At 68.4% G+C, this 25494-nt stretch carries 23 protein-coding genes; 4 read left to right on the top strand and 19 right to left on the bottom strand.

Translation table 11 applies throughout. The features are described 5' to 3' along the window. From EPY72_RS02460 to purL, 11 genes are all read right to left on the bottom strand, one after another. Entirely contained in the window at window positions 1-1257 is a 1257-nt protein-coding gene (locus tag EPY72_RS02460) for a P-loop NTPase (protein WP_135805457.1), read from the bottom strand. Between the two features lies 1 nt (window position 1258). After that, window positions 1259-1837 (bottom strand): hypothetical protein, encoded by a 579-nt coding sequence (locus EPY72_RS02455; protein ID WP_135805456.1) that lies wholly within the window; start codon window positions 1835-1837, stop codon window positions 1259-1261. 4 nt (window positions 1838-1841) lie between these two features. Then, window positions 1842-2714: a HEAT repeat domain-containing protein gene (locus tag EPY72_RS02450; protein ID WP_135805455.1), complete on the bottom strand. Its 873-nt coding sequence runs from the start codon at window positions 2712-2714 to the stop codon at window positions 1842-1844. Further along, window positions 2711-3715 (bottom strand): ethylbenzene dehydrogenase-related protein, encoded by a 1005-nt coding sequence (locus EPY72_RS02445; RefSeq protein WP_135805454.1) that lies wholly within the window; start codon window positions 3713-3715, stop codon window positions 2711-2713. Before EPY72_RS02445 ends, EPY72_RS02450 begins: the two co-directional genes overlap by 4 nt. After that, window positions 3708-4451, bottom strand: a complete 744-nt coding sequence (locus EPY72_RS02440) for a TorD/DmsD family molecular chaperone (protein WP_135805453.1) — start codon at window positions 4449-4451, stop codon at window positions 3708-3710. Before EPY72_RS02440 ends, EPY72_RS02445 begins: the two co-directional genes overlap by 8 nt. A 10-nt stretch (window positions 4452-4461) precedes the next feature. Further along, on the bottom strand, window positions 4462-5643 hold the full coding sequence (locus EPY72_RS02435; RefSeq protein WP_134670938.1) for a 4Fe-4S dicluster domain-containing protein: 1182 nt from the start codon (window positions 5641-5643) through the stop codon (window positions 4462-4464). Beyond that, entirely contained in the window at window positions 5643-8846 is a 3204-nt protein-coding gene (locus EPY72_RS02430; protein WP_135805452.1) for a molybdopterin-containing oxidoreductase family protein, read from the bottom strand. Before EPY72_RS02430 ends, EPY72_RS02435 begins: the two co-directional genes overlap by 1 nt. 224 nt (window positions 8847-9070) lie before the next feature. Continuing rightward, window positions 9071-10561: an aldehyde dehydrogenase family protein gene (locus tag EPY72_RS02425; protein ID WP_135805451.1), complete on the bottom strand. Its 1491-nt coding sequence runs from the start codon at window positions 10559-10561 to the stop codon at window positions 9071-9073. A gap of 170 nt (window positions 10562-10731) precedes the next feature. After that, window positions 10732-11034, bottom strand: coding sequence for a hypothetical protein (locus tag EPY72_RS02420; protein WP_134670935.1), 303 nt, complete (start codon window positions 11032-11034; stop codon window positions 10732-10734). A 155-nt stretch (window positions 11035-11189) separates the two neighbouring features. Next, complete coding sequence (locus EPY72_RS02415) at window positions 11190-12644, bottom strand: amidohydrolase family protein (RefSeq protein WP_135805450.1); 1455 nt, start codon at window positions 12642-12644, stop codon at window positions 11190-11192. 205 nt (window positions 12645-12849) lie between these two features. After that, window positions 12850-14961, bottom strand: a complete 2112-nt coding sequence (gene purL, locus EPY72_RS02410) for a phosphoribosylformylglycinamidine synthase subunit PurL (protein ID WP_135805449.1) — start codon at window positions 14959-14961, stop codon at window positions 12850-12852. 430 nt (window positions 14962-15391) lie between these two features. Here purL and EPY72_RS02405 point away from each other — a divergent pair, with 430 nt between their 5' ends. Further along, window positions 15392-15592 carry a hypothetical protein gene (locus EPY72_RS02405; protein ID WP_135805448.1) on the top strand — a complete coding sequence of 67 codons (201 nt, stop codon included), beginning with the start codon at window positions 15392-15394 and terminating at the stop codon, window positions 15590-15592. Window positions 15593-15718: 126 nt separating this feature from the next. Here the strand turns inward: EPY72_RS02405 and arsB are convergent, their stop codons facing one another. The 4 genes from arsB to EPY72_RS02385 form a co-directional block, all read right to left on the bottom strand. Beyond that, window positions 15719-16885: an ACR3 family arsenite efflux transporter gene (gene arsB / locus EPY72_RS02400; RefSeq protein WP_135805447.1), complete on the bottom strand. Its 1167-nt coding sequence runs from the start codon at window positions 16883-16885 to the stop codon at window positions 15719-15721. Beyond that, entirely contained in the window at window positions 16878-17279 is a 402-nt protein-coding gene (locus EPY72_RS02395) for an ArsR/SmtB family transcription factor (RefSeq protein WP_134670930.1), read from the bottom strand. Before EPY72_RS02395 ends, arsB begins: the two co-directional genes overlap by 8 nt. A gap of 164 nt (window positions 17280-17443) precedes the next feature. After that, window positions 17444-18229, bottom strand: coding sequence for an ABC transporter permease subunit (locus EPY72_RS02390; RefSeq protein ID WP_134670929.1), 786 nt, complete (start codon window positions 18227-18229; stop codon window positions 17444-17446). Then, window positions 18222-19139, bottom strand: a complete 918-nt coding sequence (locus tag EPY72_RS02385; protein ID WP_134670928.1) for an ABC transporter ATP-binding protein — start codon at window positions 19137-19139, stop codon at window positions 18222-18224. The genes EPY72_RS02390 and EPY72_RS02385 overlap by 8 nt, the downstream gene beginning before the upstream one ends. A gap of 97 nt (window positions 19140-19236) precedes the next feature. Here EPY72_RS02385 and EPY72_RS02380 point away from each other — a divergent pair, with 97 nt between their 5' ends. Next, on the top strand, window positions 19237-19875 hold the full coding sequence (locus tag EPY72_RS02380) for a TetR/AcrR family transcriptional regulator (protein WP_135805446.1): 639 nt from the start codon (window positions 19237-19239) through the stop codon (window positions 19873-19875). A 59-nt stretch (window positions 19876-19934) separates the two neighbouring features. On the opposite strand, the gene EPY72_RS02375 is transcribed toward EPY72_RS02380, so the two are convergent. Beyond that, window positions 19935-21380 (bottom strand): aryl-sulfate sulfotransferase, encoded by a 1446-nt coding sequence (locus EPY72_RS02375; protein WP_135805445.1) that lies wholly within the window; start codon window positions 21378-21380, stop codon window positions 19935-19937. Window positions 21381-21496: 116 nt separating this feature from the next. Between EPY72_RS02375 and EPY72_RS02370 the strand changes: the two genes are divergently transcribed. Both EPY72_RS02370 and EPY72_RS02365 read left to right on the top strand, forming a co-directional pair. Further along, window positions 21497-22216 (top strand): CehA/McbA family metallohydrolase, encoded by a 720-nt coding sequence (locus EPY72_RS02370; RefSeq protein ID WP_135805444.1) that lies wholly within the window; start codon window positions 21497-21499, stop codon window positions 22214-22216. Continuing rightward, window positions 22213-23325: an asparagine synthase C-terminal domain-containing protein gene (locus EPY72_RS02365; RefSeq protein ID WP_135805443.1), complete on the top strand. Its 1113-nt coding sequence runs from the start codon at window positions 22213-22215 to the stop codon at window positions 23323-23325. The genes EPY72_RS02370 and EPY72_RS02365 overlap by 4 nt, the downstream gene beginning before the upstream one ends. A gap of 6 nt (window positions 23326-23331) precedes the next feature. Here the strand turns inward: EPY72_RS02365 and EPY72_RS02360 are convergent, their stop codons facing one another. From EPY72_RS02360 to EPY72_RS02350, 3 genes are all read right to left on the bottom strand, one after another. Continuing rightward, the gene (locus tag EPY72_RS02360) at window positions 23332-23856 is read right to left on the bottom strand and encodes a hypothetical protein (RefSeq protein WP_134670923.1); all 525 of its coding nucleotides are present in this window, start codon (window positions 23854-23856) and stop codon (window positions 23332-23334) included. Window positions 23857-23947: 91 nt separating this feature from the next. Further along, window positions 23948-24424, bottom strand: coding sequence for an NUDIX hydrolase (locus EPY72_RS02355; protein ID WP_134670922.1), 477 nt, complete (start codon window positions 24422-24424; stop codon window positions 23948-23950). Window positions 24425-24475: 51 nt separating this feature from the next. Beyond that, on the bottom strand, window positions 24476-25444 hold the full coding sequence (locus EPY72_RS02350) for a transcription initiation factor IIB (RefSeq protein ID WP_134670921.1): 969 nt from the start codon (window positions 25442-25444) through the stop codon (window positions 24476-24478). Between the last annotated feature and the right edge of the window lie 50 nt (window positions 25445-25494).

The raw sequence follows: 25494 nt of genomic DNA, 5'->3' as shown, positions 1-25494 counted from the left end.
CTACGAGGGGCGTTCGACTTCGAGCACCCACTCGTCGGGGCCGCGGCGGTGGACCTCGCAGGTGTCGAAGGCCTCGTCGGCCGACCCGTCCGCGACCTCCCCGGCCAGGAGCTCCGCGAGCGGCGAGGGGTCGTGGTCGTTCACCACGTAGAAGGCCTCTCCGGGGTCGAGCGCGCGGAACTCCGCGCCCACCTGCTCGTGGCGCACCTGCGGGGGCAGTCCCCGGACGTCGAGCGCGGAGTCCGGGACCGAGACGCCGCCCGCCTCGGTCGATTCGAGGTGGTCGGCGACCCCCTCGGCGAGCGCCGCGATCGGGTCGGGCGCCGCGGCGTCGTCGGGGCGCTGGAGCGACCGGTCGAACGGGAGTTCGGCCAGCACGGGCACGCCGAGCTCCGACTCGGGGTCGTCCCCGCCGTAGAGGTCGTGGCGGTGACCGCACGCCTCGCACTCGAACCCGCGCATGTTGATCGCGGCCCCGACGACCGGGACGCCGTTCTCCTCGACCAGCGCGGCGCTCCGGGCCGTGTCCGACAGGCTGGTCGGGAACGGCGTGCTCACGAGGACGACGCCGGCGACCGCCACCTCCTGAAGCATCGTGAGCGCCACGTCGCCCGTGCCGGGCGGCATGTCGACCACCAGCACGTCGCGGTCGCTCCAGGCGGTGTCTTCGAGGAGCTCGGTGAGCGCGTCGTGGGCCATCGCGCCCCGCCACGCAAGGGGCTCGTCGCCGGCGAGCAGTCCGACGCTCATCGCCTCGATGCCGTCGACCTCCGTCGGCGCGGCGAGCCCGTCGTCGGTCGCCTGCGCGGGCCCCTCGATCCCGAGCATCTCGGGGACGTTCGGGCCGTGGATGTCGGCGTCGAACAGCCCCACGTCGTAGTCGTCGGCCAGCGCGCGGGCGAGGTGGGTCGCCACGGTCGTCTTTCCGACCCCGCCCTTCGCGCTCATCACCGCGAGCACCTGCTCGACGCCGTCGAGCGCGCCGGTCGCGTCCCCCTCGCTCTCTGGCTCGGGGGTGTCGCCCTCGACGCGGACGCGCTCGACGCCCGCGACCTCGAAGGCCGCGCTCCGGACCTCCTCGACGACCTCCTCGGCGTCTCCGGGGTCCGCGCCCGCGAACTCGACGCGGACGGTCGCGGTCGCGTCGGCGACCGACACGTCGGTCACGAGCCCCGTCTCGACCACGCTCGTCCCCAGATCTGGATCGTCGACGGTCGCGATCGCCTCCCTGACGCGCTCGGTGAGTTCTTCAGTCATGTTACCACGCCTCGAAGCCGTCCATCGTCTGGTCGTCCCCCTCGTCGTCGGTCATCAGCGTCCCGCCGTACGGGCGGAACTCGAACTCGTAGGTGTTGGCGACGGTGTCGAGTTCGTCCTCGCGCTCGGCGATGAGTGCGGTATCGAAGCCGAACGCCTCGACAGCGGCCACCAGCTGGTCGTCGGCGAGGTAGCCGTCGGCGTACGCCGCCGCGATGCCGTCCCGGAAGCGGTCGGCGTTGTGCCGACACCGGAGCGCCTCCTCGTAGCGGTCGCGGATCTCCGAGGTCGGCTCGCCGCGGTCGGTCGGCACCTCGGCCAACAGCTCGACCGCCCGCTCGTCGTAGTCGGCCGCGGCGGCGAGCACCTCCACGGCCTGCTCGGTTCGCGAGAGGTCCGCCCACGCGTCGCGGGCCTCCTCGGCCACGAGCGCGCCCACGACCTCCTTCCACGTCGTGTCGCGCTCGACGTCCTCGAACGCCTCGGCGACGAACGCCCCGACGTGCTCGTCAGGGACGCTTACGCCCAGCGATTCTCCGTCGGTGCCGCTCGAATCTGTCGATCTGGTCTGTCCGGTCATGGAATCACCTGTCGAACTCGAACTCCCGACTCGGGCCGGGTCCCTTGGGCTCGGGCGACGGCCCGCCCTTCGGCGTCTCTCGGGGCGACTGGGGGCCGCCGCCCGGCGGCGACGGCTCCTCGACGTCGACGTCGAGGTGGTCGGGATCGACGCCACGGGCCGCCGCGAGCGCGGTCTCGGCCGCCCGGCGCACGTCGTCGCTCCGGTCGGTGAGGCCGTGGGTCTCGATGGCTTGCTCGGCGCGGTCGGTGCCGAGCTCTCCGAGCGCGTCGGCGGCCTTCGCCCGGACGAACGCCTCGGGCTCGCGGGCGAGAATCGCGGCCAGCAGTCGGACCGCCTCCGGGACGTCGTCGGCGGTGCGCCCGAGGAACTGCGCGGCGTACTCCCGGACCGCCGGGTGGGGATCGTTCTTGAGCCGGTCGGCGAACGTCTCGTCGGTCCCGGCGCCGGTCTTGCCGAGCGCGATGACCGCGTTCCGGCGGACGAAGCCGCTGTCGTCGTCGAGCGCCGCCCGCAGGGATGCCCCGTCGTCGGGCGCGACCCGCGAGAGCGCGACGACCGCCTCCGCCCGGACCCACTTGTCGCCGTCGCGGTCGAGCGCGGCTCGGATCGCCCGCTCAGCCCGCTGGGCGGGCCCGCCGGCCCCGAGGGCCTCGACCGCGAACTGCCGGACGTCGGTCGAGTCGTCGGTCCGGACCCGTTCGGCGAGCGCCCCGATCGTCGCCTCGTCTATTCCCGCCTCGTCGGCGCGGTCGACCAGCGCGAGCGCGGCGTCGCGGCGCTCGGGTTCGCGGGGCGACGCGAGCAGGCTCCGGAGGTCGGCCTCGTCGTCGGCCGGGGCGTGAGCCCGGGCGCTCCGATTCGCGTACTCGGTCATTCTCTGGCCCTCCAGTAGACGAACGACCATGTGAGCAGCATCGTCGCCACGAGACCGACCACCCAGTTGCTCACCGACTCGGTGAGCCACGACCCCTCCTCGCCCGAGGTGTCGCTCTCGGCGCTCGCGGAGTCGCCGCCGTCGTCGGCGCCGCTCGACCCGGTCGACGCGTCGCTCAGCTCCCAGTTCTCGGTGTCGAGCTGGGTGAACCGGAGGGTGAGCGACTTCTCGCCGTTGACCTCGTCGGCGCTCCCGTTCCACACCGCGAACGCGAGATAGACGTTGTCGGCGCTCGCGAAGTCGGGGTCGTACTCGCCGTCGGTCGAGTGCTCGCGGACGAACGCGACCGACCAGCCGTCCTCGGTGCGCTCGCCGTTCGCCCGGACGTTCTGGGCGGGCGCGTGGGTCAGCGAGCCGTAGCCGGTCGCGTAGTAGTTCTGGGCGTACCGGTCGTACTCGGCGTTCGAGAGGGGGTTGCCCGCCGCCCGGCCGGGCTTGGTCTCGTTGTCCGGGTGCGGGTAGGCGTACATCGACCCCGAGTCGCCGGTCTCGGCGGCCTGCCAGCTCGCGCGCCAGTACCAGATGTCGACCGGCTTGCCGGCCGCCCCCATCGTGATCGGCGGCTTGTCGCCGCTCCGGAGCATGATCGCGGCGGCGTCGCTGAAGTTGCGCGGCCGGTCGATGTTCGCGTCCCTCGTCGGGTCGGCCCACGACAGCCGGAACGCGGTGTGGGTGTCGTTGCGGACCGTCTGGACGGTCAGCTCCTCGACGCTCCCGCCCCCGAACGGCACCGCCATCTGCTGTTCGGACAGCGAGACGGTGCGCTCGGGTGCGTCGGTCCACGCGTCGGCGGCCGGATCCCCGGGCACCGACTCGACGGCCCGCACCGGCTGGGAGCCGCTCGTGACCGCGGCTCCGACCGCGGCCTGACCGACGACGAGCGCCGCGAGCACGACCGCCGTCACGACGGTCGCGCGCACCGCCGCGGTCCGGTCAGGCATGCGAGCGCACCTCCGTCTCGGGCTCGACCGTCGGCTCGGGGTGGATTCCGGCGTCCCACGTCACGAGCGCCTCGGCGAGGTCCGCGGCCGCCCGGTAGACCAGTTCGGCGGCCTCGCCGGCGTCGACTCGGTCGGACGCGTCCTCGGCGTCGGGATCGGCGGTCGCGTTCCGGACCGCGTGGGCGAACGCCGGCACGAAGTCCGTGAGATGCTCGTCGAGGACGGTCGCTTCCGCGCCTTCGAGGTTGTCGGCCGTCTCGCGGTCGCCCTCCTCGGCGGCGACCGCCCGGCGGGCCGCAAGCACCTGCGCGAGTTCGAGTTCCACGACGACGTGGTCGTGGCGCTCGTCGAACTCCTCGGCGGGCTCGACGCCGAACGCCTCCAGCAGGCCGACCACGGTGGCGATCCGGCGCTGTTGGCGGCCGACCTCGTCGCCGACCGTGTACTCGACCTCGTAGGGGACGACGGGGTAGGTGCCGTCGTCGGTCGGCAGTCCGAACAGCCCGTTGTACGCAGATTCGAGCGCCTCGCGGTCGGTCCGATCGAGCGCGTCGACCACCGCCTCGGCCTCGGCCTCGAAGCCGAGCGTCTCGGCGGCCGACCTGATCCCCTCGGCGGCGTCGGGGTGGGTCAGTTCGCGCACGGTGCTCTCGTCCGGGTAGCAAAACGCCCCCGCCGCGGCGCTGTAGAGGGCGGCCCGGGCGGCGTGTCGTTCCGCGGGTGGTGTGTCGTCCATGACTGGCGCCTCACGGTTGGTTCGTCCACTGTTCGCCCTCGCGCACCTCGAGGTCCTCCTCGATGGGCATGTCGACCACCTTGTTGCCCTTCCGGTCCCAGCCCTTCACCCGGTTTTCCTTGACGTTGTACGTCTCGATGAGCCGGGTGGTCGCGCCGAACAGTTGGAGGATGCCGAGGACGTGGTGGCTGGGGTTCCGGACGCGCTGTTGGACGATCTCGACGCTCTCCTCGTAGGTGTCGCCGGGCCAGTCGTTGCGCTTGGTCTCGGTGTTCGGGGTGAACATCTGGGTCAGGAACTCCGGCGGGACGTGGTAGGGCGGCATGTAGAACACCTGCGGTCGGGTCCCGAACTGCGGGTACAGCGGGAGCGCGATCTTCTCGTCGGAGTGGACCAGATAGTTCACCGGGCTCCGGCCGCTCGCGGCCGACTTCACGCCGTTGGGCCGACCGGCGTCGGGACCGCGGTTGATGTTGCCGTGGAGCCGGGTCTTCCCGATACACGAGGAGACACACCGGGGGACGTTTCCCTCCTCGATTCGCGGGAAACAGCCGACGGGCTTCTCGGAGACGCCGGTCTCGGGGTTGTACATCGGCTTGTGGTACGGACAGGCCTTCACGCACTTGCGATACCCCCGACACCGCTCCTGGTCGAGCAGGACGATGCCGTCCTCCTCGCGCTTGTAGATCGCCTTCCGCGGGCACGCCGCGAGGCAGGCCGGGTTCTTGCAGTGGTTGCACAGGCGGGGCAGGTAGAACTGCCACATGTCGTGGTAAGTCCCCTCCTCGGGGTCGCTCTCGACGACCTCGCCCTCTGGGTACTCGCCGTGGACCTGATCGTCGCCGAGGGCGGGGTACTCCCACGCCTCCTTCTGGGCGACGTAGCCCTCGACCTGCTCGCCGTCGTCGGCCGCCTCGAAGACGGTCTCGTCGGCGCCCAGATCGTCGAGCAGTCGCATGTCCCAGCCCATCGGATAGCCGCCGTAGGGCTCGGTCTCGACGTTCATCCACCACATGTACTCCTCGCCCTCGCCGCTGGTCCACGTCGACTTGCAGGCAAACGAGCAGGTGTTGCAGTTGATACACCGGTTGATGTTGATGACCATCCCCCAGTGCCAGTCGCGGTCCTCCTCGCGGTGCTCGTAGGGGTAGCTGTGCTCGCGGCCGAGTTGTGGGTTGTACACGTCAGCCATCAGTCGTCACCTCGCGTGGTCGTTCCGCCGCTGTCGGTCGTCGCGCTCCCGCCGCCCTTCGACTGGAGCGACCCGCCGATGTAGTCCTCGACGAGGTCGTCCTTCCGAGCGTCGCCGGGCCACCAGTCGGCCTCCTCGTACTTCTCGACGGTCACGAGGTCGTCGCGGTTCACGCCCGTCGGGGCCCAGACGGTCTCCTCGTAGCCGTGTTCGAGTTCCGCGCCGTGCCACGCGATCTCCTCGCCGACCTCCTCGGAGACGTTCGGGTCGCCGAACACCGCCTTGTGGACGAGGTCGTCGGTCTCTTGGCCGGGGTCGAGCCAGATGTTGGTCGTCGTGTTGAACCCCTTGACCTCGTCGTCGCCCTTCTCCTCGTCGTCCGGGAAGTGCTGGGGCCACCAGCCGTGCCAGAGGGTCAACTGTCCCATGTCGCCCGCCTTCCCGGGGCGCTGGCGCTCGCTGAGCATCGCCCGGACCACCGTCCCGCCGCGCTTGCCCGAGATGCGCACGTAGTCGCCGTTCTCCACGCCGATGTCCTCGGCGTCGCTCGGATGAATCTCGACGAACGCCTCGCCGAGCGGCGGCGCGTCGCTGGTCTGGCCGTCGCCTTCGGGGAACGAGAAGTCGTCGACGAGTCGCTCGGTGCCCTCGGGGTCGGCGCTGGTGGACCCGAAGTCCCGCGCCGACCAGATCAGGTTCCAGTCGGTCATCCCCCACGAGGAGTGAGTCCGGTACTTGCTGTGGGGCGTGTTGTAGTAGAACTGGTAGCCCTCGTCGTGGTAGAGGGGATTCTCCTGTTCGCCGGCCTCGGGCCACTTCTCGTTGACGCCGTATGGCGTCCCCTCGACGCTCTCGATGTGGTCGAGGTCGCCGCGTCCGAGGTCCACGAACCGGTCTTCCTCCTTGTGGAACTCCATCCGGCCGGTCTTGGTGTAGAAGGGCCGATCGTCGTGCACCTGCGAGTAGAACGGAACCCGCGGGTAGGTCTTGAGATTCAGACGCTCGGGCCCGTCTTCGAGGTCCTCGACGTCGATGTCCTGAGTGGTGATCCCCGCATCGAGGGTCTGTTGGATGTAATCGCAGACGTCCTCGTCGTCGTCGAGGAACTTCTCGAAGTACGAGCGGTACGAGTCGACGGTGCGCTCCTCGGGCGGAATCTTCTCGTCGAGCTTCTCGGCGACAAGCGCGAGCACCTCCCCGTCCTGTTTGGTGTCGTAGATGGGGTCCATCACGCCGTGGTCCATCGTGATGAAGGGGTTCTCGGGCCCGATGGTGATGTCGGGGTACTCACACTCCAGCCACGACGGCGCCGGGAACACGACGTCGGCGTGGCGGGCCGAGTAGGTCATGTGCATGTCCGAGACGACGAACAGCTCGTTCTCGGTCTCGGGGTGCTTGACGAAGTTGTTGACGACGTGCTCCTGATGTTTGGTCTGGTTCAGGAGGTTGCAGTTCATCGTCCACAACACGGTGGGCTTGGACATCGTGTACGTCTCGGCCCCCTCCGGCATCACCGGCTCCTCGGCGTCGCCCTGCGGAACGAGATCTAGTTCCCGGTCGAAATCGCCCCGGATCTCGTGGGGGTCCAACTGCTCGCCGCCGAAGAACGCGAAGGCGTACCCCGGGTACATCCCGTGGGCCGCGTGACCGTCGGGGTTGACGTACTCGGGGTAGCCGTCGAGGAGTTCGATCTTGTACTGGCCGGAGTAGTTGTAGTAGCCCGACCCCGGCTTGCCGACGTTCCCGAGCATCGACTGGACGAAGAAGATCGAGCGCTGGAGCTCGGAGTTACCGTGGAACCAGTGGTTGATGCCCTCGCCGGTGAACCACTGGCCGTTCTCGGCATCGGCGAACTCCCGCGCCGTCTTCCGGATCGCGTCGGCCGGGACCGTCGTGATCTCCTCGACCTGCTCGGGCGAGTAGCTCTCCAGCACGTTGCGCTTCTGGCGCGAGAAGTCGGTCTCGACCGCGACCGTCGACCCGTCGGCGAGTCGGAGCTCGGTCTCGGCGTCGAGTCGGGGCGTCGCCGGCATCTCGTCGCCGACCTGCTCGCGGGTGACCGCGACGGGGTCGCCGTTCTGGTCGAGGACCACGAAGTCGCCCCAGTCGTCGTTCTCGTGGCGTTCGTGGCTGTCCTCCGGGGGAGCCTCGTGGTCGTCGAACACCTCGTGGGCCCGGAGGTACTTGTCGTCGTCCGCCCGCACCAGCAGGGGCAGGCTGGTGAACTTCCGCACGAAGTCGGGGTCGTACAGCTCCTCGCTGATGATGACGTGGGCGAACCCGAGCGGGATCGCGGGGTCCGACCCCGGCCGGATGGGGAGCCACCGGTCGCACTTCTGGACGGTCGGCGAGTAGTCGGGGTAGATGCCGACCATCTCGCCGCCGCGCTCGCGCATCTCCTGGAACCAGTGGTTGTCCGCGAGCTTGTTGTGGATGAGGTTCTTGCCCTGGATGATGGTGTAGTCGGCCTTGCGCCAGTCGGCGGCGTCGGCGTCGGAGGTCTGGTAGCCCGTCGTGATGACGTGGCCCGGCGGCAGGTCGGCGTACCAGTCGTACTCGGTCCACTCACAGCCCCCGAAGATGGAGGCGAGGCGCCGGCCAGCGCCGTGGCGGGTGATGAGCCCGTCGGCCTTGATCGCGTTGAAGATGTGGAACCGTTTGCGGTCGTCGAGGCTCGCCATCTTCTCGGCGACCAGATCGATCGCCTCGTCCCACGAGACCCGCTCGAACTCGTCCTCGCCGCGGCCCTCCGGGTTGGGGTCGTCGGGGTCCCACCCTTTCCGGACCATCGGGTACTTGATGCGACTGGGTTCGAAGGTCCGGCGGTGGAGCGTCAGCCCCTTCATGCACCCGCGGGGGTTCCAGTTCTGGCTGACATCCGCGTCCTCGTAGCCCGACGGGCCGACGCTCGACTCCTCGTTGTGGTAGACCTGCTCGGCCCTGATCGGGATCCCGTTTTTCATGTAGAAGTTGAGCGCACACGACTGGGTGCAGTTGGGGTGACACACCGTCCAGTCGACGTCGTCGTACGCGTAGATGTCGTGGTACACCTGTTCCCAGTCGCGGTTGGGGTAGCCCCGCAGGGGGTTGTCGACCTCGGTCACGGGGTCGATGCTCTGGGTCGCGCCCCACCCGCTGGTGAGTAGCGAGCCGACCGCGCCCGCTCCCGCGCCCCTGATGAAGTCGCGTCGCGAGAGGCTCACGCGTGCTCACCTCGGTTCGTCCGGCATCGTGTCGGCTGGCGTGCCATACCCGACACTCGGCGTGTCCAACTCTTTAACCGGAAACCACGTTCTCAGCTACTCGGGACGCTCCGGAACGTGTTCGTCACACCGTGACATGTTCGGTGGCGGCGTTATGCGTCGACCGAAAAATCGGGGGCGACCGACCGGACTCGCCGTTGGCGTCCCAGCGGCGATCGGCGGGCTCAGAACGGGTACTCGCGGGGCTCGCGCTGGATCGAGACCCACTTCGTCTCGGTGATCTCGTCGAGGAAGGCGTCGCTGTTGTACGAGCCCATCCCGGAGGCTTTGGTCCCGCTGAACGGGACGTGGGCCTCGTCGTTGATCGGCTGGTCGTTGATGTGGACGTGGCCGGTTTCGAGCCGGTCGGCGACGTCCTTCGCGACCCCGAGGTCGCCCGCGTGGACCGCGCTCGACAGGCCGTACTCGGTGTCGTTCGCGATCTCGACCGCCTCGTCGAGGTCCGAGAACGGGATCACGGGCGCGATCGGACCGAAGTGCTCGTTGCACGCCGCGGCCATGTCGTTTGTCACGCCCGACAGCACCGTGGGCGCGACGACGAGCGAGTCGTCGACGCCGTCGACCGGGACGGTCTCGCCGCCGGTTTCGAGGGTCGCGCCCGCCTCGACGGTCTCCTCGACGTAGCCGAGCATCTCGTCGCGCTGGGACTCGTCGATGATGGGGCCGACGACCGTCTGGTCGTCGTGGACGGAGCCGGCGGGCAACGAGGCCGCGCGCTCGGCGAGTCGGTCGACGTACTCGTCGTAGACGTCCTCGTGGACGATGTGGCGGTTGATGGAGATACAGACCTGCCCCTGATGGACGAACGAGCCGAACGACGCGGCGTCGAGCGCCCGATCGAGGCCGGCGTCGGCGGTCACCACGAAGGGGTTGTTCCCGCCCAGTTCCATCGTCGGGACCGCGAGGTTCTCGGCGGCGGTGGCCGCGACCTGCCGGCCGACCGATGTCGAGCCGGTGAACGCCACCACGTCGCTCTCGGGGTGGCCCGCCACCCGGTCGCCGATGTCCGAACCCCGCCCGGTGACCACGTTGAGGACGCCGTCGGGGAGCCCGACCTCCTCGAACAGCTTGCCGAACAGGAGCCCGCCCGTGATCGGCGTGTTCGTCGCGGGCTTGAGCACGACCGCGTTCCCGGCCGCGATGGCGGGCGCGACCGCCCGCATCGAGAGGTTCAGCGGGAAGTTCCACGGCGAGATGACCGTGACTACGCCCTTCGGACCGCGCTCGACGACGTTCTCCTTGCCCGGGATGTTCGAGTCGGCGTGTTCGCCTTTCATCCGGCGAGTGAGCGTGGCCGCCTCGGCGGCGTGGTCGGCGGCGATCTGGACGGAGGTCTCGCCCATGATCCGGGAGCCGCCGGCTTCGCGGGCGAGCAACTCGACGATCTCGTCGCTGTGGGCCTGAAGCGCGCCGAGGAACTCCTGTACGGCCTCCTCGCGGCGGGCGGGCGGCTGGTCGGCCCACTCCGTCTGGGCCGCCGCGGCGGCCTCGTAGGCGGCGTCGACGTCGGCCTCGACGCCGGCCGGGACCTCGGTGACCGCCTCGCGCGTCGAGGGGTCCTCGACCGCGACGGCGTCGTCGCCGGCGGAGTCGGTCCACTCGCCGTCGACGTAAAGCGCGTTCCAGTCGGCGTCTATCGAGAAGTCGTCTGGCATGTGTACTACCATTGGACGCAGATACACAAAGCAAGTGGCCAACTGGCCGGTCCGGCCCCGAGCGCCAGACTCAAGTCCGGGGCGAACGCGCGGCGAGCGACGGTCCGACGGCGTCGGCGTAGCGTGTCTCTACCGAGGCTTCGACCGAACGGGGCGGCGACTCCGGGCGGTCACTCGGCGTTCGCCCGGCGGCGCTCGTGTTTCTCCGCGCCGACGGTCAGTCCGGCCTTCGCCTGATCGGCGCCGTCGAACGTCAGGTCCTCGACCGGCACTTCGTGGACGTCGTCGTACTCCTCGACGATGTACGTGTAGTAGTACTGGATCGCTCGCCGGGCGTTCTGGGCCGGACTCCCGCTCAAAACGTCGGTGTTCAGACTGAGGTGAAGCACCTCGGGGAACGAGAGCCCCAGCACCTCTTGGGCGGCCGAGATCGCCTCGTAGTCGTCGTCTCGTATCCGGACTGGCTCCGACATACGTCGAACGTGCGGGGCGACCGACATAAGCGTAACGGCTAGTAACTTCTTGTAACAGCCGGTTACAATCCGGGGGCCGCCTCGCTCGGTGGCTCTCAGTCGTCCCCCGATGTTTCGAACCGGCGTGAACGATCCCCGCTCGGACGCGACTCCGCTCACCACCGGTGTTGTGCGACGACGCCCCGGCCGTACTGCCGTACTGCTCTCAACAGCGGGCGCGGGGCAACGCGCCGGAGAAGAGATTCGTCTGGGGGTGTGCTGCCGGCCAGCGACGTCTCCCAGGCGGTGTGGGTCCGGAGGCGTTCGCGCTCCCGCCTCGCGTCGGCCCGAACACTCTCGACGTCCATCGACCTGACCGATCGGTCTTCCACGAGGACCTCGCCGTCGACGACGACCGTCTCGACGTCGCCCGCAGTGACCGTGTTCATCAGTACCGACGGGAGATTGCTGTAGGGGCGGTGGCGGGGCGTGTCGACGTCCACGACGACCAGATCGGCGCGCTTCCCGGGTTCGATACTCCCGACCCGATCGTCGAGTCCGAGCGCGCGCGCGGCGTCGATGGTGAGCATCTTGAGCAGGTCGTACGAGGACCACTGCTGGGCTCCGTATTCGAAGTTCGCCAGCAGGCGGGCGTGTTTGGCTTCCTGGAAGAGGTCCCAGGAGTCGAACCAGAACGGATCGTCGAGGCCCACGACGACGTTCGCGCCGAACTCCCGGAGCGCCGGGAGCGGGAACCAGGTTCGCTCGCCCGCCCGGAAGTAACTGTAGACCGTCGGACAGTGAAGGACGTGCGCGCCGCTGGCGGCGATCCGGCGCGCGGCGTCCCGGTCTGCGTGTAACAGGTGGGTCACCAGCGTCCGCTCGTCGAGGAGACCGTACCGGTCGAGCAGGTCGAGCGGATCGTCACCGCCACTTCCGGCCGCCATCGTGTCCGCCTCCGTGGAGTCGTACAGATGCGTGTGGAGCCGCAAGTCGGAGTAGTCGGCGCGGAGTTCGGCCACGCCCTCCCAGAGCTCGCGCGAACAGCCGACTTCCCCGCCGGGCGCGATGCTCGCGGTGACGCGTCCGTCGTGCGTGTCGTGGTAGGCCTCGATGAACCGACGGGCGGCCCGGAGCTGTTCGGCCGCGGACGCGGGGGCGAGAAAGTCCGCGAGCTCCGGCCCGATCACGCCGCGTAACCCGCTCGCACCGATCGCCGACGCTCCGATTTCCGGCGTGAAGTCCATCGCGTTCACCGTCGTGACTCCGTGCGTGAGTTGACGCAGGCAGGCGAGTCGCCACGCGGCCTCGAAAAAGGAGTCGCCCAAGAGCGGTTCGGCGGTGTGGTACAACGCGAAGGCCTCCTTGAGCAACTCGTCGCCCGAGAGCTCACTGAACAGCCCTTGGACGAGCGTGAAGTCGGTGTGGCGGTGGGCGTCGATGAGACCGGGAATCACGACCTTGCCGCTGGCGTCGATCACGCGTTCGGCGTCCGAATCCCGATCGCCGGGCTCGGTGGGTTCGACCGACGAGACGACCCCGTCGGTCACTCGAACGGAGCCGTTCTTCAGGATCTGGTGCTCTTGATTCACCGTCACGACGATCGCATCGTGAATCAGGAGGTCCGTCATCGTCCAGATCACGTTGTCCAACTTACAAAAGCGATTGGGGACCTCGACGGGATCGAGATTCCCCCCATCGCGCTCTCGCCCGACCGCACCGAAATCGCGGCCCGTCCGCATCGAGATCGCGGTCTCGGCGACCGGGCGCCGGCCGAACGTATCGCGGGTGAGGATTTATCACTGCCGCCGAACGCCGGAGTGGCGCCCGCGCCGATCAGGCCAGTTCGCGCCCGAGCACGTCCCGGAGCGTCGCGATCTCGGCCGCATCGTACGACAGCGTCTCGTCGCCGACCGACAGTTCCAGCGTCCCCGAGCCGTCGGCCTCGCCGAGTTCAGCCACGGGCGCCACGCCGTCGAACGCCTCGCGGACCGCGTCCGGCGCGGTGGTCTCGACGACGGCCCGGCCCGGCGTCTCGGCGAACAGCGCCTCGACGGTCTCGACCTCGGCGCTCGCGCCGGCCGAGTCGGTCACCATCTCGGCGAGCGCGACCGCGAGCCCGCCGTGGCTCACGTCGTGGACCGCGAGCGTCTCGGGGGCGTCGGCCACCGCCGCGAGCGCGGAGACGACCTCGCCGGGATTCGCGGGCAGTTCGGGGAACCGGTCGCTTCCGCCGACCTGCGCGAGGTACTCCGAGCCCCCGAGCCCCGAGCCTCCGTCCGCGCCGACGACGAGGAGCGTGCCCTCACCGGAGAGGGCGGCGGGCGGCGCATCGTACCCGGCTTTGGTGCCGGTCATCGCGAGCGTCGGGGTCGGCGGGATCGGTCCCGACGGCGAGTCGTTGTACAGCGAGACGTTGCCGCCCACGACGGGCACAGAGAGCTCGCGGCACATGTCGGCGAGGCCGTCGACGATGCCCTCGAAGCCGCCGTACACCTCGGGCTTCTCGGGGTTGCCGCCGTTGAGGCAGTCGACTGCCGCGAGCGGCGTCGCACCCTTCGCCGCGAGGTTGGTGGCGTTTTCGAGCGCGATCGCCCGGGCACCGTCGTAGGGCGCGGCCGCCGTCCAGTTGGGGTCGGCGCCCGAAGCGAACGCCAGCCCCTTCTCGGCGTCCCGGAGCGCCAACACCGCCGCGTCGTCGCCGGGCGGCGTCGCGGTCCGGACCTGTACCTCGTGGTCGTACTGGCGGTAGACCCACCGCTTGCTCGCGGTGTTCGGGCTCTCGACCACCGCCTCGAACGCCGATTCGAGGTCGGGGTCGGGCAGATCGCGCTCTGGCCCTGCGGGCTCTGTGGCGGGCAGGTCGTTCATCGGCGCGCCGTCGGCGAGGAACTCCGGTGGCGCGTCGACGACGACCTCGTCCTCGAAGGTACAGACGTAGTTGCCCTCGGTGACGTCGCCGATGACCGAACAGCCCAGATCGTACTTCTCGGCGACGCGCTCGACCGCCTCGACGTTCTCCGGGCGGACCTCGTAGCACATCCGCTCTTGGGACTCGGCGAGTAGGATTTCGAGCGCGTTCATGTTGGGCTCGCGCTGGTGGACCCGTTCGAGCGCGATCTCACAGCCGAGTCCGCCCTTCGCGACCATCTCGGAGGACGCTCCGCCGAGCCCGGCCGCCCCGAGGTCGCGGGCCGCCTCGACGAGCGACTCGTCGAGTAGCGCCTCGTTGGCCTCCACCAGCAGTTTCTCGGTGTAGGGGTCGCCGACCTGCACCGCGGGCCGGTCTTCGGTCTCGGCGTCCTCCGAGAGGTCCTCGCTGGCGAAGCTCGCGCCGCCGAGACCGTCCCGGCCGGTCGCGTTCCCGACGAGCACGAGCTTGTTGCCCGGCGACTTCGCGTCGGCGGTGACCAGCCGCTCGTCGTCGAGCAGTCCCACGCAGGCGACGTTGACCAGCGGATTGCCCTCGTAGTCGGGGTGGAACGCCGTGGAGCCCGCAACCGTCGGAACGCCGATCGAGTTGCCGTAGTCGCTGATACCCTCCACGACGCCCTCCAGCAGGTACCGGGAGTGCTCGCGGTCGAAGTCGCCGAAGTAAAGCGAGTCCGCGAGCGCGATCGGGTACGCACCCATCGAGAGGGTGTCGCGGACGATGCCGCCGACCCCGGTCGCCGCGCCGTCGTAGGGGTCGACGAACGACGGGTGGTTGTGGCTCTCGACGCCCATCGTGATGTACGTGCCGTCGGCGACTTCCACGACCGCGGCGTCGTCGCCGGGACCGACGACGACCCGCTCGCCCTCGGAGTCGAACGCCGAGAGCAGGGGTCGCGAGGACCGGTACGCGCAGTGTTCGCTCCAGAGGTTCTCGAACAGGGCCGCCTCCGCCGGGGTCGGCTCCCGGCCGAGTTCGGCGACGACCAGTTCGCGGTCTGGCTCGGAGAGACTCATTCACTCATCTGTACAGACAGCGCGGATTAATGCCTTTCTATGTGCAAGTGCGTGGGTATATCAGTCCGGGAGCCGCGATCGCGGCCATCGCCTCGTATTCACGCAATTAGTATCGGAGATGTTACCGTTGTGGCGCGGGCGTCCGATCCGAAGCGAACAAGTAAATCGTATTTTGCTATATAGAAAACAGTTCGAGCAGTTCAGATAGTCGGAGGAGAGACTTCGTCAGTTCGCACGCTTACTCCCGCCTAGAATTCGGGTATCTTCTGGCTCAGCGGGCTTCGGCCCTTGCCGAAGACGCCAGCTAAGAAGCAACTCCGAACAGTCGCCGAGCAATCCAGAGCGTGAATCGTTTGGTGTGCAGTGTGAACGTGACACTCCCTGCTGAAAAACACAATAGTTATAATTTAATTTGTTAATGTCGTCTATCATGAGTGAGGGCTCAGTACCGAAACTCGTCGTCGACGAGAAAGTAGAGGTTGCCGTATCCCTGGCGGGAATTTTAGCAGTCTGTGTAGCCACGTACCACGTCGGGGAGACGGGAAACTGGAAACCGCTGTCGGCGACGTCTTTTGGACTGGCACTCGTCGTTCTGTTTGTCACTTCTGAGAGAGACCCACCGCGCAATTGAGCGAACCGGCGAACCAATTGCGGACTCTCAACCGAGGACGCCGTCTATCTGGCCCGTTCGTCCCGGCCGAACGCGAGACGAATCGGACCGGCGGCGTCGACCCGTCCATGCGGAATCGGAGCGCGCTCAGTCGTCTTCGGCGGCCGACCCCGAAACGGAGGGGCCGAGCTGTCCGGTCGCGGCGCCGGTCCAGTCGAACCGCCGCTGGAAGTAGAGCGCGACGTGGACCAGCGCGAGCAACACCGGGACCTCGATCAGCGGGCCGACGACGGTCGTGAACGCGACGCCCGAACCGACCCCGAACACCGCGACCGCGACCGCGATCGCGAGTTCGAAGTTGTTCGAGGCGGCGGTGAAGCCGATCGCGGTCGTCGTCGAGTAGTCCGCGCCGATCCCCTTGCCCATCCCGAAGCTCACCAGAAACATCACGACGAAGTAGATCGTCAGCGGCACCGCGATCAGCAAGACGTCGCCCGGCGCCGCGACGATGTTCTCGCCCTGCGTGGCGAACATCACGATCACCGTGAACAACAACGCGATCAGCGTCAGGGGATCGATCTTCGGGACGAACTCCTCGTCGTACCACGTTTCGCTTCTGAGGCGGGTGCCGAGGTAGCGGCTGAGAAAGCCCGCGGCGAACGGGATCCCGAGAAAGACCACGATGGCCTCGAACACCTGCATCGGCGTGATGTCGAAGGCCGTGATCCCGTCGACGAGCGACTCCATGCCCAGTAGCGGCGGGAGCACGAGCCCGAAGAACCAGACGTACACGCCGTACGTGACGATCTGGAAGAGGCTGTTGAACGCGACCAGCCCGGTCACGTACTCGGTCGAGCCCTCCGCGAGCTCGTTCCACACCAAGACCATCGCGATACACCGGGCCATTCCGATGAACACGAGCCCGAGGAAGTACTCCGGGCGGGCCGGCAGACCGGGCACGACGCCGCCGAAGAAGACGACCGCGAGCCCGAACATCAGCGTCGGGCCGATGAGCCAGTTCTGGATCAGGCTCAGCCCGAGCACGCGCCAGTTGCTGAACACCGCCCGGAGCCGGGAGTAGTCGGCCTTCGCCAGTGGCGGATACATCATCAGGACGAGCCCGATCTCCACGAGGTTGAAGCGCTGGATCGGCTGGGTCACCGACGGCGCGAGGAAGCCGACGCCGACGCCGATCGCCATCGCGCCGAAGATCCAGACGGTGAGATACTTGTCGAGAAAGTCCATCGACCGCGGGTCCCCACAGCTCTCACAGTCGCAGTTCGGCCCGTGGTCGTGGGCGTCGACGTCACTCATCGGGGCTCACGCTCCCGTCCAGAACCGTGACGAGCGCCACCGCGCGGTTGGTCGCGCGGTACTTCTTCCACCGGCCGTCTTTTCGGCCCTCGACGAGCCCGGCGTCGACCAGCGCCGAGAGGGCGTGGCTCAGCCCGCTCTCGGTCACGTCGACGACCGCGTGCAGTTCACAGACGCAGAGCTCCTCTCGGGCCCCGACGAGGACCCGGACGAGCGTGTAGCGCGTCTCGTTCGAGAGCGCCGACAGCACGTCGAGTTCGGCTCCCACCTGCGCTGTTCCGAGTGCCGCTTCGAGAGTGCCGAGTTCGTCGAGCCGACGCTCGACGTCCTCGCTACGACACTCTCCGAGTTCGTCTTCGAGGTACCGCCGAAGGCGCTCGGTCGATTGTGCCATCGCGCTTAGGTTGAATGTTTCTTCAATTAATAGTTCCGATGACAGAGTTCGGGCCGCTACAAACATCAGAAGTTGCAACAGGAGTGCTTTGAGAGATGTCGCGCAAAGTCGCACTTGAATATTTCCTAAACTAAACTGGCACCGCGACGCCGGTGTCGGGGGTCCTATATGTCCCGGCGCTGGAACAGGAGTTGGCTCACGACGAGTAGCCCCAGGAACGCGGCGAGCAGAATGGCGGCGTCGATCAGTTCGTACGACCCGTCGACGAGAATCGGCGTGGGGGCGTAGTAGTGAGTCGGGCTGAGGTTCTGTATCCACGCGAAGTCTTCGGCCGCGCCGACGGCCGACTCGACGAGCCAGAGCACGAACACCAGTCCGATGGCGGCCCGTTCTGCGATCGCCGCCCGATCGACCACCACGGACAGAACAAGCCCGATCGCCGCACACACGAGCAGATACGGGATCGAGAGGAGGTGGGCCGCCGCGAGATGCATCGGATCGATCGTCTCGCCGATCGCCACCACGAGACCGTAGGTCACGGCCCCCACGACCACGTTCAGCGAGACGAGCGGGAGAAGCACCGACGCGAACTTCTCGGTGAGCAACCGCCGCCGGGAGACCGGAAACGAGAGCAACAGGTCCATCCGATCGCTCTCGATATCGTTCGCGATCACGCCCGCCGACGCGTACGCGAAGTATACGCCGAGCCCCAACAGCCACAGGAACGTGTAGATCTGTCCGCCGAGCCATCCCTCGATCGAGCCGATCGACTGCATGCCGAACGCGTCCAGCATCGCCGGCGGCAGCGACTCGGCGATCTGTGCGTACGCCGAGGGGTCCAACAGCGAGAAGTACCAGACGATGAAGGCCACGTAGGCGCTGACGCCGACGGTCAGGACCGCGGTTCCGCGAATCCGACGACCCATCTCGTACTTGGTGGTCTCAAACATCGGTTCGCACCTCCCGGTCGGACTCGACCGCATCGGTCGCGCCGTAGTAGTGCATGAAGATGTCTTCGAGCGGCGGTTCGCTGATCTCGATTTCGCGAACGTCGTGAGTCGCCAGTTCGCGGAGCAACGCGTTGTACTCCCCGGTGTAGATGAACTGGACCCCCTCGGCGAACGTCTGGACGTCGAGGGCCCCCTCGATCGCTTCGAGATCCGTTCTGGCGTCGTCGGTCGTCTGGAGTCGGACCCGCTTGCCGCCCTGTCGAAGTAGCGTCTCGACGTCTTCGAGACCGACGAGTTCGCCCTCCCGGAGGATCCCGACGCGGTCGCACACGCGTCGGACCTCGCTCAGGACGTGGGAAGAAAAGAACAGCGTCTTGCCTCGCTCGCACTCGTTTCTGGCGAACTCGTTGAACTCCTCCTGTTTGAGCGGGTCGAGACCGGAGGTCGGCTCGTCCATGATCACGAGGTCCGGATCGTGCATGAACGCCTGAACGATCCCGAGCATGCGCTTGTTCCCGGTCGAGTACTCCCGAATCGGTCGCTCGACCGGCGGGGTGAAAATCTCGAGGAGTTCGTCCCGGCGCGAGCCGCCTTTGACCGACTCGTGGTAGTCGAGCACCTCGGCGCCCGTCGCTTCCTCGTCGAACCCGAGGTGTGCGGGCAGGTAGCCGATGCGTCGTTTCGCCTCGATGAGGGCGTCCTCGTCGTGGACGTCTGCGCCGAGGACGGTCGCGGTCCCGGCGGTCGGTTCGAGCAAGCCCAGTAGCGACCGGATCGTCGTCGTCTTGCCGGCCCCGTTCGGACCGAGGAATCCGAACACTTCCCCGGATTCGACGGTAAACGAGATGGAGTCGACTGCACGCACGCTCCCGAACTCTTTTGTAAAATCTTTTACCTCTATCGTCGCCATACCCCAATGTGCCCGCTATGACTAAATATTTATTTTGGTTACGGGGTAATAACCGAAAACCAATTTAGTTATGAGTTTTCGATCCGTGGACAGAGACATGCGATCGTTCAGCGACGACGAACGGGAGCGGATCCGGGAGGAACTGCTCGAAACCGCACGCGAGCTGTTGGTGAAGTTCGGGCCCGCGAAAACGACCGTCAAAGACATCACCGACCCCGTCGGGATCGCCAAACCCACCTTCTACCAGTTTTTCGACGCCAAGTCCGATCTGTACGTCGATATCTTCGAACAGGAGCTAGACGAGTTCGCGACGACCCTGGAGTCGGAACTGGCGGCCATCGACGATCCTCAGGACCGCCTCGAACGGTTCTTCCGCTGTTACGTGGAGTTCGGCGAGGGAAACGAGTTCATTCAGGAAGTCTTCATCAAACAGGACTACCGGGAGGTCCTCGGGGACATCTCGTCGGATCAGCTCGCCGAGATAGAAAAAAAGGAGATGAACGTGCTGATCCCCCCTGTCGCGGAGATTCAGGCCCGTAGCGACGGTCCGATCGCGGAGATGGAGCCGATCACCGTCCTCGGTCTCATGGGGTCGGCGCTCGGGTTGTTGATCCTTCACAAAGACGAGTACGACGAGATCAGCGCGAACGTCGCCGAGATTCAGAACGGGATCTACGATCACCTCCAAGAGGAGATGATCGCCACCCTCGCGAGAGGCCTGACCGTAGAACGCTGACGCTCGGAGTTTCAGACGAGAGAGCCGAAAGCGCCGTCGGTCTTGGCAGTCTGTGCCGATCAGTTCCCCTTCGATCCGAACGCCCGATCGCGGACCGCCTCGCCGACGTCGCCGACTCGCCGCAGGATGCGCTCGCGCTGGTAGACCGCCTCGCCGACGCCCCACCCGAGCAGGACCGCGAGCGCCGCCCCCAACAGCGTGGCGCTCCAGGTCGGGAGCCATCGCGGCGTGAACCACGGCGCGACGTGGTGCCACCGCTCGGCCGCCCGGACCACCGGCGCCGCCGCGGGCGTCCCGCGGGTCAGGTCGGCCGCGACCGCCGGAACCGACCGCACGCCCGGGACCCCCGATCCGGTCGCGCCGTGGAGTTCGCGGTCACCGCCCGCCCCGAGGTCGGCCATCGTCGGCCCGCCGGGTTCGTCGCCGTGGACCGCCCGTTCGGCGTCGTAGGTCGCCCACGGGACGAACGTCTCCCAGACGACCTCCCCGTCCGGGGTCACCTCCACGACGCGGTGGTTCATCGAGTCGACGATCAGCGTGTTGCCGTTCGGGAGCCGATCGGCGTCCCGGGGCCAGTTCAGGCCGCCCGAGACCGACCAGACGCGCTCCCACTCGCCGTCGGCCGAGGCTCCCGAACCGTTCGTTCGCTCGCCCCCGTCGCCGGTGCGCTCGTACTCCACGACGCGGTCGTTCTCGCTGTCGGCGACCAGAATCGTGGGCGTCCCGTCCTCGCTTTCGAGGTACGTCGGGTTGTGTTGCTCGTACATCGTCTCGTGGTCGCCGTCGCTCCCGAGTGCCATCTCGATCTCGTCTGTCGAGCGGTTCACCACGATCACCTGATCGAGGTTGCGCGGGGAGACCAGATACTCGCCGTCGCCGATCTTGTCGACGTCGTTGACGTGGGTCCAGTCTTTGGCCCGGACGCCCGGCCCGGCGTCCTCGGGGTAGTGGTCCTCGAAGTGCCACTCCCAGGTGACCGCCTCGCGGGTGCGGTTGTAGACGAAGACGCTGTCGCGGCTGACCCGGTCCTCGTCGTAGTTGATCCCCGCGACGAGGAGTTCGTCGCCGTTGATCAGGTCGACGTCGTGAACGTCCGGGAGGTCGAACCGCTCGGTCCAGAGACGCTCGCCCGTCTCGGGGTCGTACTCGTAGACGACGGTCGTCTCGGGCACCGGATTGACGACGAGGAGGGTCCCGTTCGGCAGGGGGTCGACGTCGTAGAACCACTGCTCGGTGTCCGCCGGACCGTCGTGGGTCCACTCGGTGGTCGCGTTGGGACCGACGCCAGCGAGTCGGGCGGGCCGGCCGGGCAGCGAGTAGCCGTTCGCGTGCCACCCCTGACTGGTGACGACCGTCGTCCCGTCGGCCGGCGACTCGACCGCGCCGGCTCCGAGCCGGGGTGTGTCGTACGAGAGCGTCATCGCCCCGCTCGCCAGCACCAGCACGGCGACGAGCGCGCCGAGCAGACCGCGGGCGAGCCAGCGCGGGGCGGGTAGGGCGGTCATACCTAACGGGTCTTTCAATAGCTGGATAGTAGTTACGAAGCCGCCCGACCAGACCGTCGGGCTCGCGCGGTCCCGAGACCGAGTCGCTTTTGCCACCGCCCTCCGAAGCTCAAGCCGTGCTATCGGTCGAGCTTCACGCCCACTCGTCGCTGTCGTACGACGGCCGTGACGACGTCGACCTCCTGCTCGAGCAGGCGTCCGCTGTCGGTCTCGACGCGCTGGCGATCACCGATCACGACGAGATCGACGCGAGCCTCGCGGCCGTCGACCGGGCCCCCGAGTACGGACTGGTGGGCATCCCCGGCATGGAGGTGAGCTCCGCCGCGGGCCACGTCCTCGGGCTCGGCGTGACCGAGGCGATCCCGGCGGGGCTGTCGTTCGGCGAGACGCTCGCCCGGATCCGCGAGCAGGGCGGGGTCGCGGTCGTCCCCCACCCGTTTCAGAAGTCCCGGAGCGGCGTGATGGCCAACATCTCCCGGTCCGAGCTGGCGGCCGCCGACGCCATCGAGGTGTACAACTCCCGACTGCTCACCGGCCGGGGCAACCGGAAGGCCGAGAAGTTCGCCGACCGCCGCGGGCTCCCCAAGACCGCGGGTAGCGACGCCCACATCAGCGAGATGGTCGGACAGGCGGTCACCCGCATCGACACCGGAGCGGACGCTCCGAACGGTCCCGGGTCCGACGGCCCCGCCTCCGTCGACGCGATCCTCGACGCGATCCGGGCGGGCCGGACGACCGTCGAGGGCAAGCGAACCCCGTGGCGGATCAGCTTCCGGCAGGCCGCCGGCGGGGCCAAGCGCCGGGTGAAGAGCCGGGTCGCCGACCTCCTCGAATGATCCGCGGGGCGCCGGCGGCGGCGGTCGAGCGAGCTCTCGACCGGGCGGAGCCGCTCGTCGGCGCCCGCGACCGGACCGGGTCGGCGATCCGGGGGTACGCGGGCGAACTCCCCGACGGGCGACTCGTCCGGGACGTGCTGGGTCGACGGCCGATCTTCGTCGGGAGCGACGGCGAGTGGGGGTTCGGCCCGGACGGGCTCGCCGACCCGGACCCCGTGCCGGCCGGCGCAGTGCGCTCGGCCGACGGGAGCCTCGAACGCGCCTTTTCGCTCCCCGATCCCGATCCGGTCGCCGACCGACGGGCGGCCGCGAGCGCCGTCGGGGACGCGCTCGACGCGAGCCTCGGCGCCGTCGAGGACGACGGGCTGGCGGTCGCGTTCTCGGGCGGCGTCGACTCGGCGGTCGTCGCGAGCGCGGTCGACGCACCGCTGTACGTCGTCGGCTTCCCCGACAGCCACGACGTGGCGGCGGCCCGGACCGCGGCGGGGCTGATGGGCCGTGTGCCCGACCTCCGGGTCGTCGAGCTCTCACCGGCCGACGTCGAACGGGCGGTTCCGGCGGTCGCGCGGGCGACCGGCCGGACGAACGCGATGGACGTCCAGATCGCGCTCCCGCTGTTTCTGGCGGCCGAGCGGGCCGCCCGGGACGGCTTCGACCGGCTCGCGGTCGGACAGGGCGCCGACGAACTGTTCGGCGGCTACGCCAAGGTCGCCCGCGCGCCCGAGGACCCCCGCGTCGAGGCCGACACCGTCCGCGGGGCCGCCCGGGAGGTGACCCGGACGCTCTCCGAGCAGTTAGAACGGGACGTGCTCGCGCTCCGGGCCGCGGGGGTCGAGCCGGTCGCGCCGCTACTCGACGACCGGGTGGTCCGGGCGGCGCTGGCGCTCCCCGGGGACCTGCTGGTCGACTCGCGGGGCGAACGCAAGAAGGCGCTCCGGCTCGCGGCCCGCGAGTTCGTCCCCGACGCGGTGGCGTTCCGCGAGAAGAAGGCCGTCCAGTACGGGAGCCTCGTGGCCCGCGAACTCGACCGGCTCGCCCGGCAGGCGGGGTTCAAACGCCGGATCGACGACCACGTCTCGACGTACGTCGAGTCCCGCATCGGCGAGTAGCGACGCTCAGTCGACCAGCCCCGACAGCTTCGGGCCGACGTCCTCGTCGGCCGCAAACGACAGGCGCTGGCGCTCGTTGCCGATGACGATGGTGACGGTCGCGGCCCGATCGGTGTCGTCGATCGCGGCCCCGACCGCGAGGAGCGCGATCGAGAGGACGACGAGGCCCGCGCCGTTGGTGAAGTCCTGTAGCGCGACCACTACCCCGACCACCAGACAGAGCCCGCCGCTCGCGAGAAACGCCGTCGAGACGTCGAACCCGGCGGCGGCGGGGCTCGTCTTGACCGCCCGCATCCGGTCGTACCCGATCGAGGCGACCGACTCGTCGGTCTCGAAGAGGATTCGACGGTCGGTCGCCGCGAACGTCGTCGGCGTCGAGACGTCGTGGATCGACTCGTTCGCCCACCGGACGCCGGTCGCGGTCCACGAGAACCGGACCGACTCCTCGGACTGGAGCTCGTCGTCGAAGCGCTCGCTCGGCTTCTCGGCCGCGTCGTCGCGTCGCCCGCCGCCGACCTCCCCGACGCTCATGTAAGCGAGCTTTTCAGAAAGCGGGGTAATTAAGCTTGCTAATTGATAAGATCAGAGAGATAATTGAAAGAGCCGAACGACGGGGCGTCGCTCAGGCCTCGGCCTCGACGCGTTCGATGGCTTGCGTCCCGATCTGGACGACCTCGCTGGTGAGCGCGTCGTCGTCCCGGAGGTCCGCGGCGGTGAACCACTCCCACTCGTCGGCGCCGGCCTCGCCGTCGGCGGGCGCGATCTCGCGGTCGGCGGCCACACCGAAGTAGACGAAGTCGACGTGCTGGTGGCCGACCTCGCCGTCGGGGTGGACGTTGATGTCGAACAGCATGACGTGCTCGGCGGGCGGAAGTTCCCGTCCGGCCTCCACGTCGAGGGCGGTCTCGGGTTCGAGCAGGTCGACGTCGAGGCCGACCTCCTCGCGGACTTCGCGGCGGGCGGTCTCGCGGGGGCGCTCGTCGCGCTCGACGTGGCCGCCGGGCGCCAGCCACATGTCGAGCCGATCGTGGTGGTGTAAGGCGAGCGCGCCGTCGTGGACGACGTAGGCCGTAGCGGTGAAGTGGCGAGTGGTCTCCATGCCGGCCTCCAGACGGTCGGCCGTCTTGCGCGTTACGAAATCCGCGGAGAATCAGGGCGCGAGCGCGTCGTCTTTCGCTTCGAGCAGTTCGTGGTAGCGGTTGCGGATCGTGACTTCGCTGATGTCCGAGACCTCGCTGACCTCGCTCTGGGTCACCTTCTCGTTGCTGAGCAGGGCGGCGGCGTAGACGGCGGCCGCGGCGAGCCCGACCGGCGACTTGCCGCTGTGGATGCCCTTCTCGGTCGCGGTGTCGAGCAGGCCGCGCGCGCTGCGCTCGACCTCCTCGCTCACGCCCAGATCCGAGACGAACCGCGGGACGTAGCTTTTGGGGTCGGCGGGCTGAATTTCGAGCCCGAGCTCCCGGACCACGTACCGATAGGTCCGGGCGATCTCGTCTTTCTCGACCCGCGAGACGTTGCTGATCTCGTCGAGGCTCCGGGGGGTCCCGGCCTTCCGGGCGGCGGCGTAGAGCGCGCTTGTGGCGACGCCCTCGATCGAGCGGCCGGGCAGGAGATCCTCGTCGAGCGCGCGCCGATAGATGACCGAAGCGGTCTCCCGGACGTTGTTCGGGAGCCCGAGCGCCGAAGCCATCCGGTCGATCTCGCCGAGCGCCTGCTTGAGGTTGCGCTCTTTGGAGTCGCGAGTTCGGAACCGCTCGTTCCACTTGCGGAGCCGTTGCATCTTCTCGCGCTGGCGCGAACCGAGCGAGTTGCCGTAGGCGTCTTTGTCCTGCCAGCCGATGTTGGTCGACAGCCCCTTGTCGTGCATCGTGTTGGTGGTCGGGGCGCCGACCCGACTCTTCTCGTCTTTCTCGGCCGCGTCGAACGCCCGCCACTCGGGACCGGGGTCGATCTGGTCCTCGTCGACGACGAGGCCGCAGTCCGCACAGACGGTTTCGCCGCGCTCGCCGTCGGTGACGAGGTCGCCGCCGCACTCGGGACACTGGTGTTGCTCGCGCTGTTCTTCGGCCTCGTCGGCCGTTCGTTCGTCGGTCGGGTTTCGGATTCGTGTGTCAGTCATGATCGGGTTGGGACGGGATAGCCAACGGTAGACGGGGCGGTCGACCGCAG

This window comes from Halorussus marinus (genome assembly GCF_004765795.1).
Lineage (GTDB): Archaea > Halobacteriota > Halobacteria > Halobacteriales > Haladaptataceae > Halorussus > Halorussus marinus.
Note: the sequence above shows the minus strand (reverse complement) of the source record. Positions and strands in the feature narration are given on the sequence as shown.

What these genes read in the sequence shown, in the direction of transcription:
- EPY72_RS02460 (WP_135805457.1), bottom strand. Translation starts at nt 1,257, where the DNA reads ATGACTGAAGAACTCACCGAGCGCGTCAGGGAGGCGATCGCGACCGTC.
- EPY72_RS02455 (WP_135805456.1), bottom strand. Translation starts at nt 1,837, where the DNA reads ATGACCGGACAGACCAGATCGACAGATTCGAGCGGCACCGACGGAGAA.
- EPY72_RS02450 (WP_135805455.1), bottom strand. Translation starts at nt 2,714, where the DNA reads ATGACCGAGTACGCGAATCGGAGCGCCCGGGCTCACGCCCCGGCCGAC.
- EPY72_RS02445 (WP_135805454.1), bottom strand. Translation starts at nt 3,715, where the DNA reads ATGCCTGACCGGACCGCGGCGGTGCGCGCGACCGTCGTGACGGCGGTC.
- EPY72_RS02440 (WP_135805453.1), bottom strand. Translation starts at nt 4,451, where the DNA reads ATGGACGACACACCACCCGCGGAACGACACGCCGCCCGGGCCGCCCTC.
- EPY72_RS02435 (WP_134670938.1), bottom strand. Translation starts at nt 5,643, where the DNA reads ATGGCTGACGTGTACAACCCACAACTCGGCCGCGAGCACAGCTACCCC.
- EPY72_RS02425 (WP_135805451.1), bottom strand. Translation starts at nt 10,561, where the DNA reads ATGCCAGACGACTTCTCGATAGACGCCGACTGGAACGCGCTTTACGTC.
- EPY72_RS02420 (WP_134670935.1), bottom strand. Translation starts at nt 11,034, where the DNA reads ATGTCGGAGCCAGTCCGGATACGAGACGACGACTACGAGGCGATCTCG.
- EPY72_RS02415 (WP_135805450.1), bottom strand. Translation starts at nt 12,644, where the DNA reads ATGACGGACCTCCTGATTCACGATGCGATCGTCGTGACGGTGAATCAA.
- purL (WP_135805449.1), bottom strand. Translation starts at nt 14,961, where the DNA reads ATGAGTCTCTCCGAGCCAGACCGCGAACTGGTCGTCGCCGAACTCGGC.
- EPY72_RS02405 (WP_135805448.1), top strand. Translation starts at nt 15,392, where the DNA reads ATGAGTGAGGGCTCAGTACCGAAACTCGTCGTCGACGAGAAAGTAGAG.
- arsB (WP_135805447.1), bottom strand. Translation starts at nt 16,885, where the DNA reads ATGAGTGACGTCGACGCCCACGACCACGGGCCGAACTGCGACTGTGAG.
- EPY72_RS02395 (WP_134670930.1), bottom strand. Translation starts at nt 17,279, where the DNA reads ATGGCACAATCGACCGAGCGCCTTCGGCGGTACCTCGAAGACGAACTC.
- EPY72_RS02390 (WP_134670929.1), bottom strand. Translation starts at nt 18,229, where the DNA reads ATGTTTGAGACCACCAAGTACGAGATGGGTCGTCGGATTCGCGGAACC.
- EPY72_RS02385 (WP_134670928.1), bottom strand. Translation starts at nt 19,139, where the DNA reads ATGGCGACGATAGAGGTAAAAGATTTTACAAAAGAGTTCGGGAGCGTG.
- EPY72_RS02380 (WP_135805446.1), top strand. Translation starts at nt 19,237, where the DNA reads ATGCGATCGTTCAGCGACGACGAACGGGAGCGGATCCGGGAGGAACTG.
- EPY72_RS02375 (WP_135805445.1), bottom strand. Translation starts at nt 21,380, where the DNA reads ATGACCGCCCTACCCGCCCCGCGCTGGCTCGCCCGCGGTCTGCTCGGC.
- EPY72_RS02365 (WP_135805443.1), top strand. Translation starts at nt 22,213, where the DNA reads ATGATCCGCGGGGCGCCGGCGGCGGCGGTCGAGCGAGCTCTCGACCGG.
- EPY72_RS02360 (WP_134670923.1), bottom strand. Translation starts at nt 23,856, where the DNA reads ATGAGCGTCGGGGAGGTCGGCGGCGGGCGACGCGACGACGCGGCCGAG.
- EPY72_RS02355 (WP_134670922.1), bottom strand. Translation starts at nt 24,424, where the DNA reads ATGGAGACCACTCGCCACTTCACCGCTACGGCCTACGTCGTCCACGAC.
- EPY72_RS02350 (WP_134670921.1), bottom strand. Translation starts at nt 25,444, where the DNA reads ATGACTGACACACGAATCCGAAACCCGACCGACGAACGAACGGCCGAC.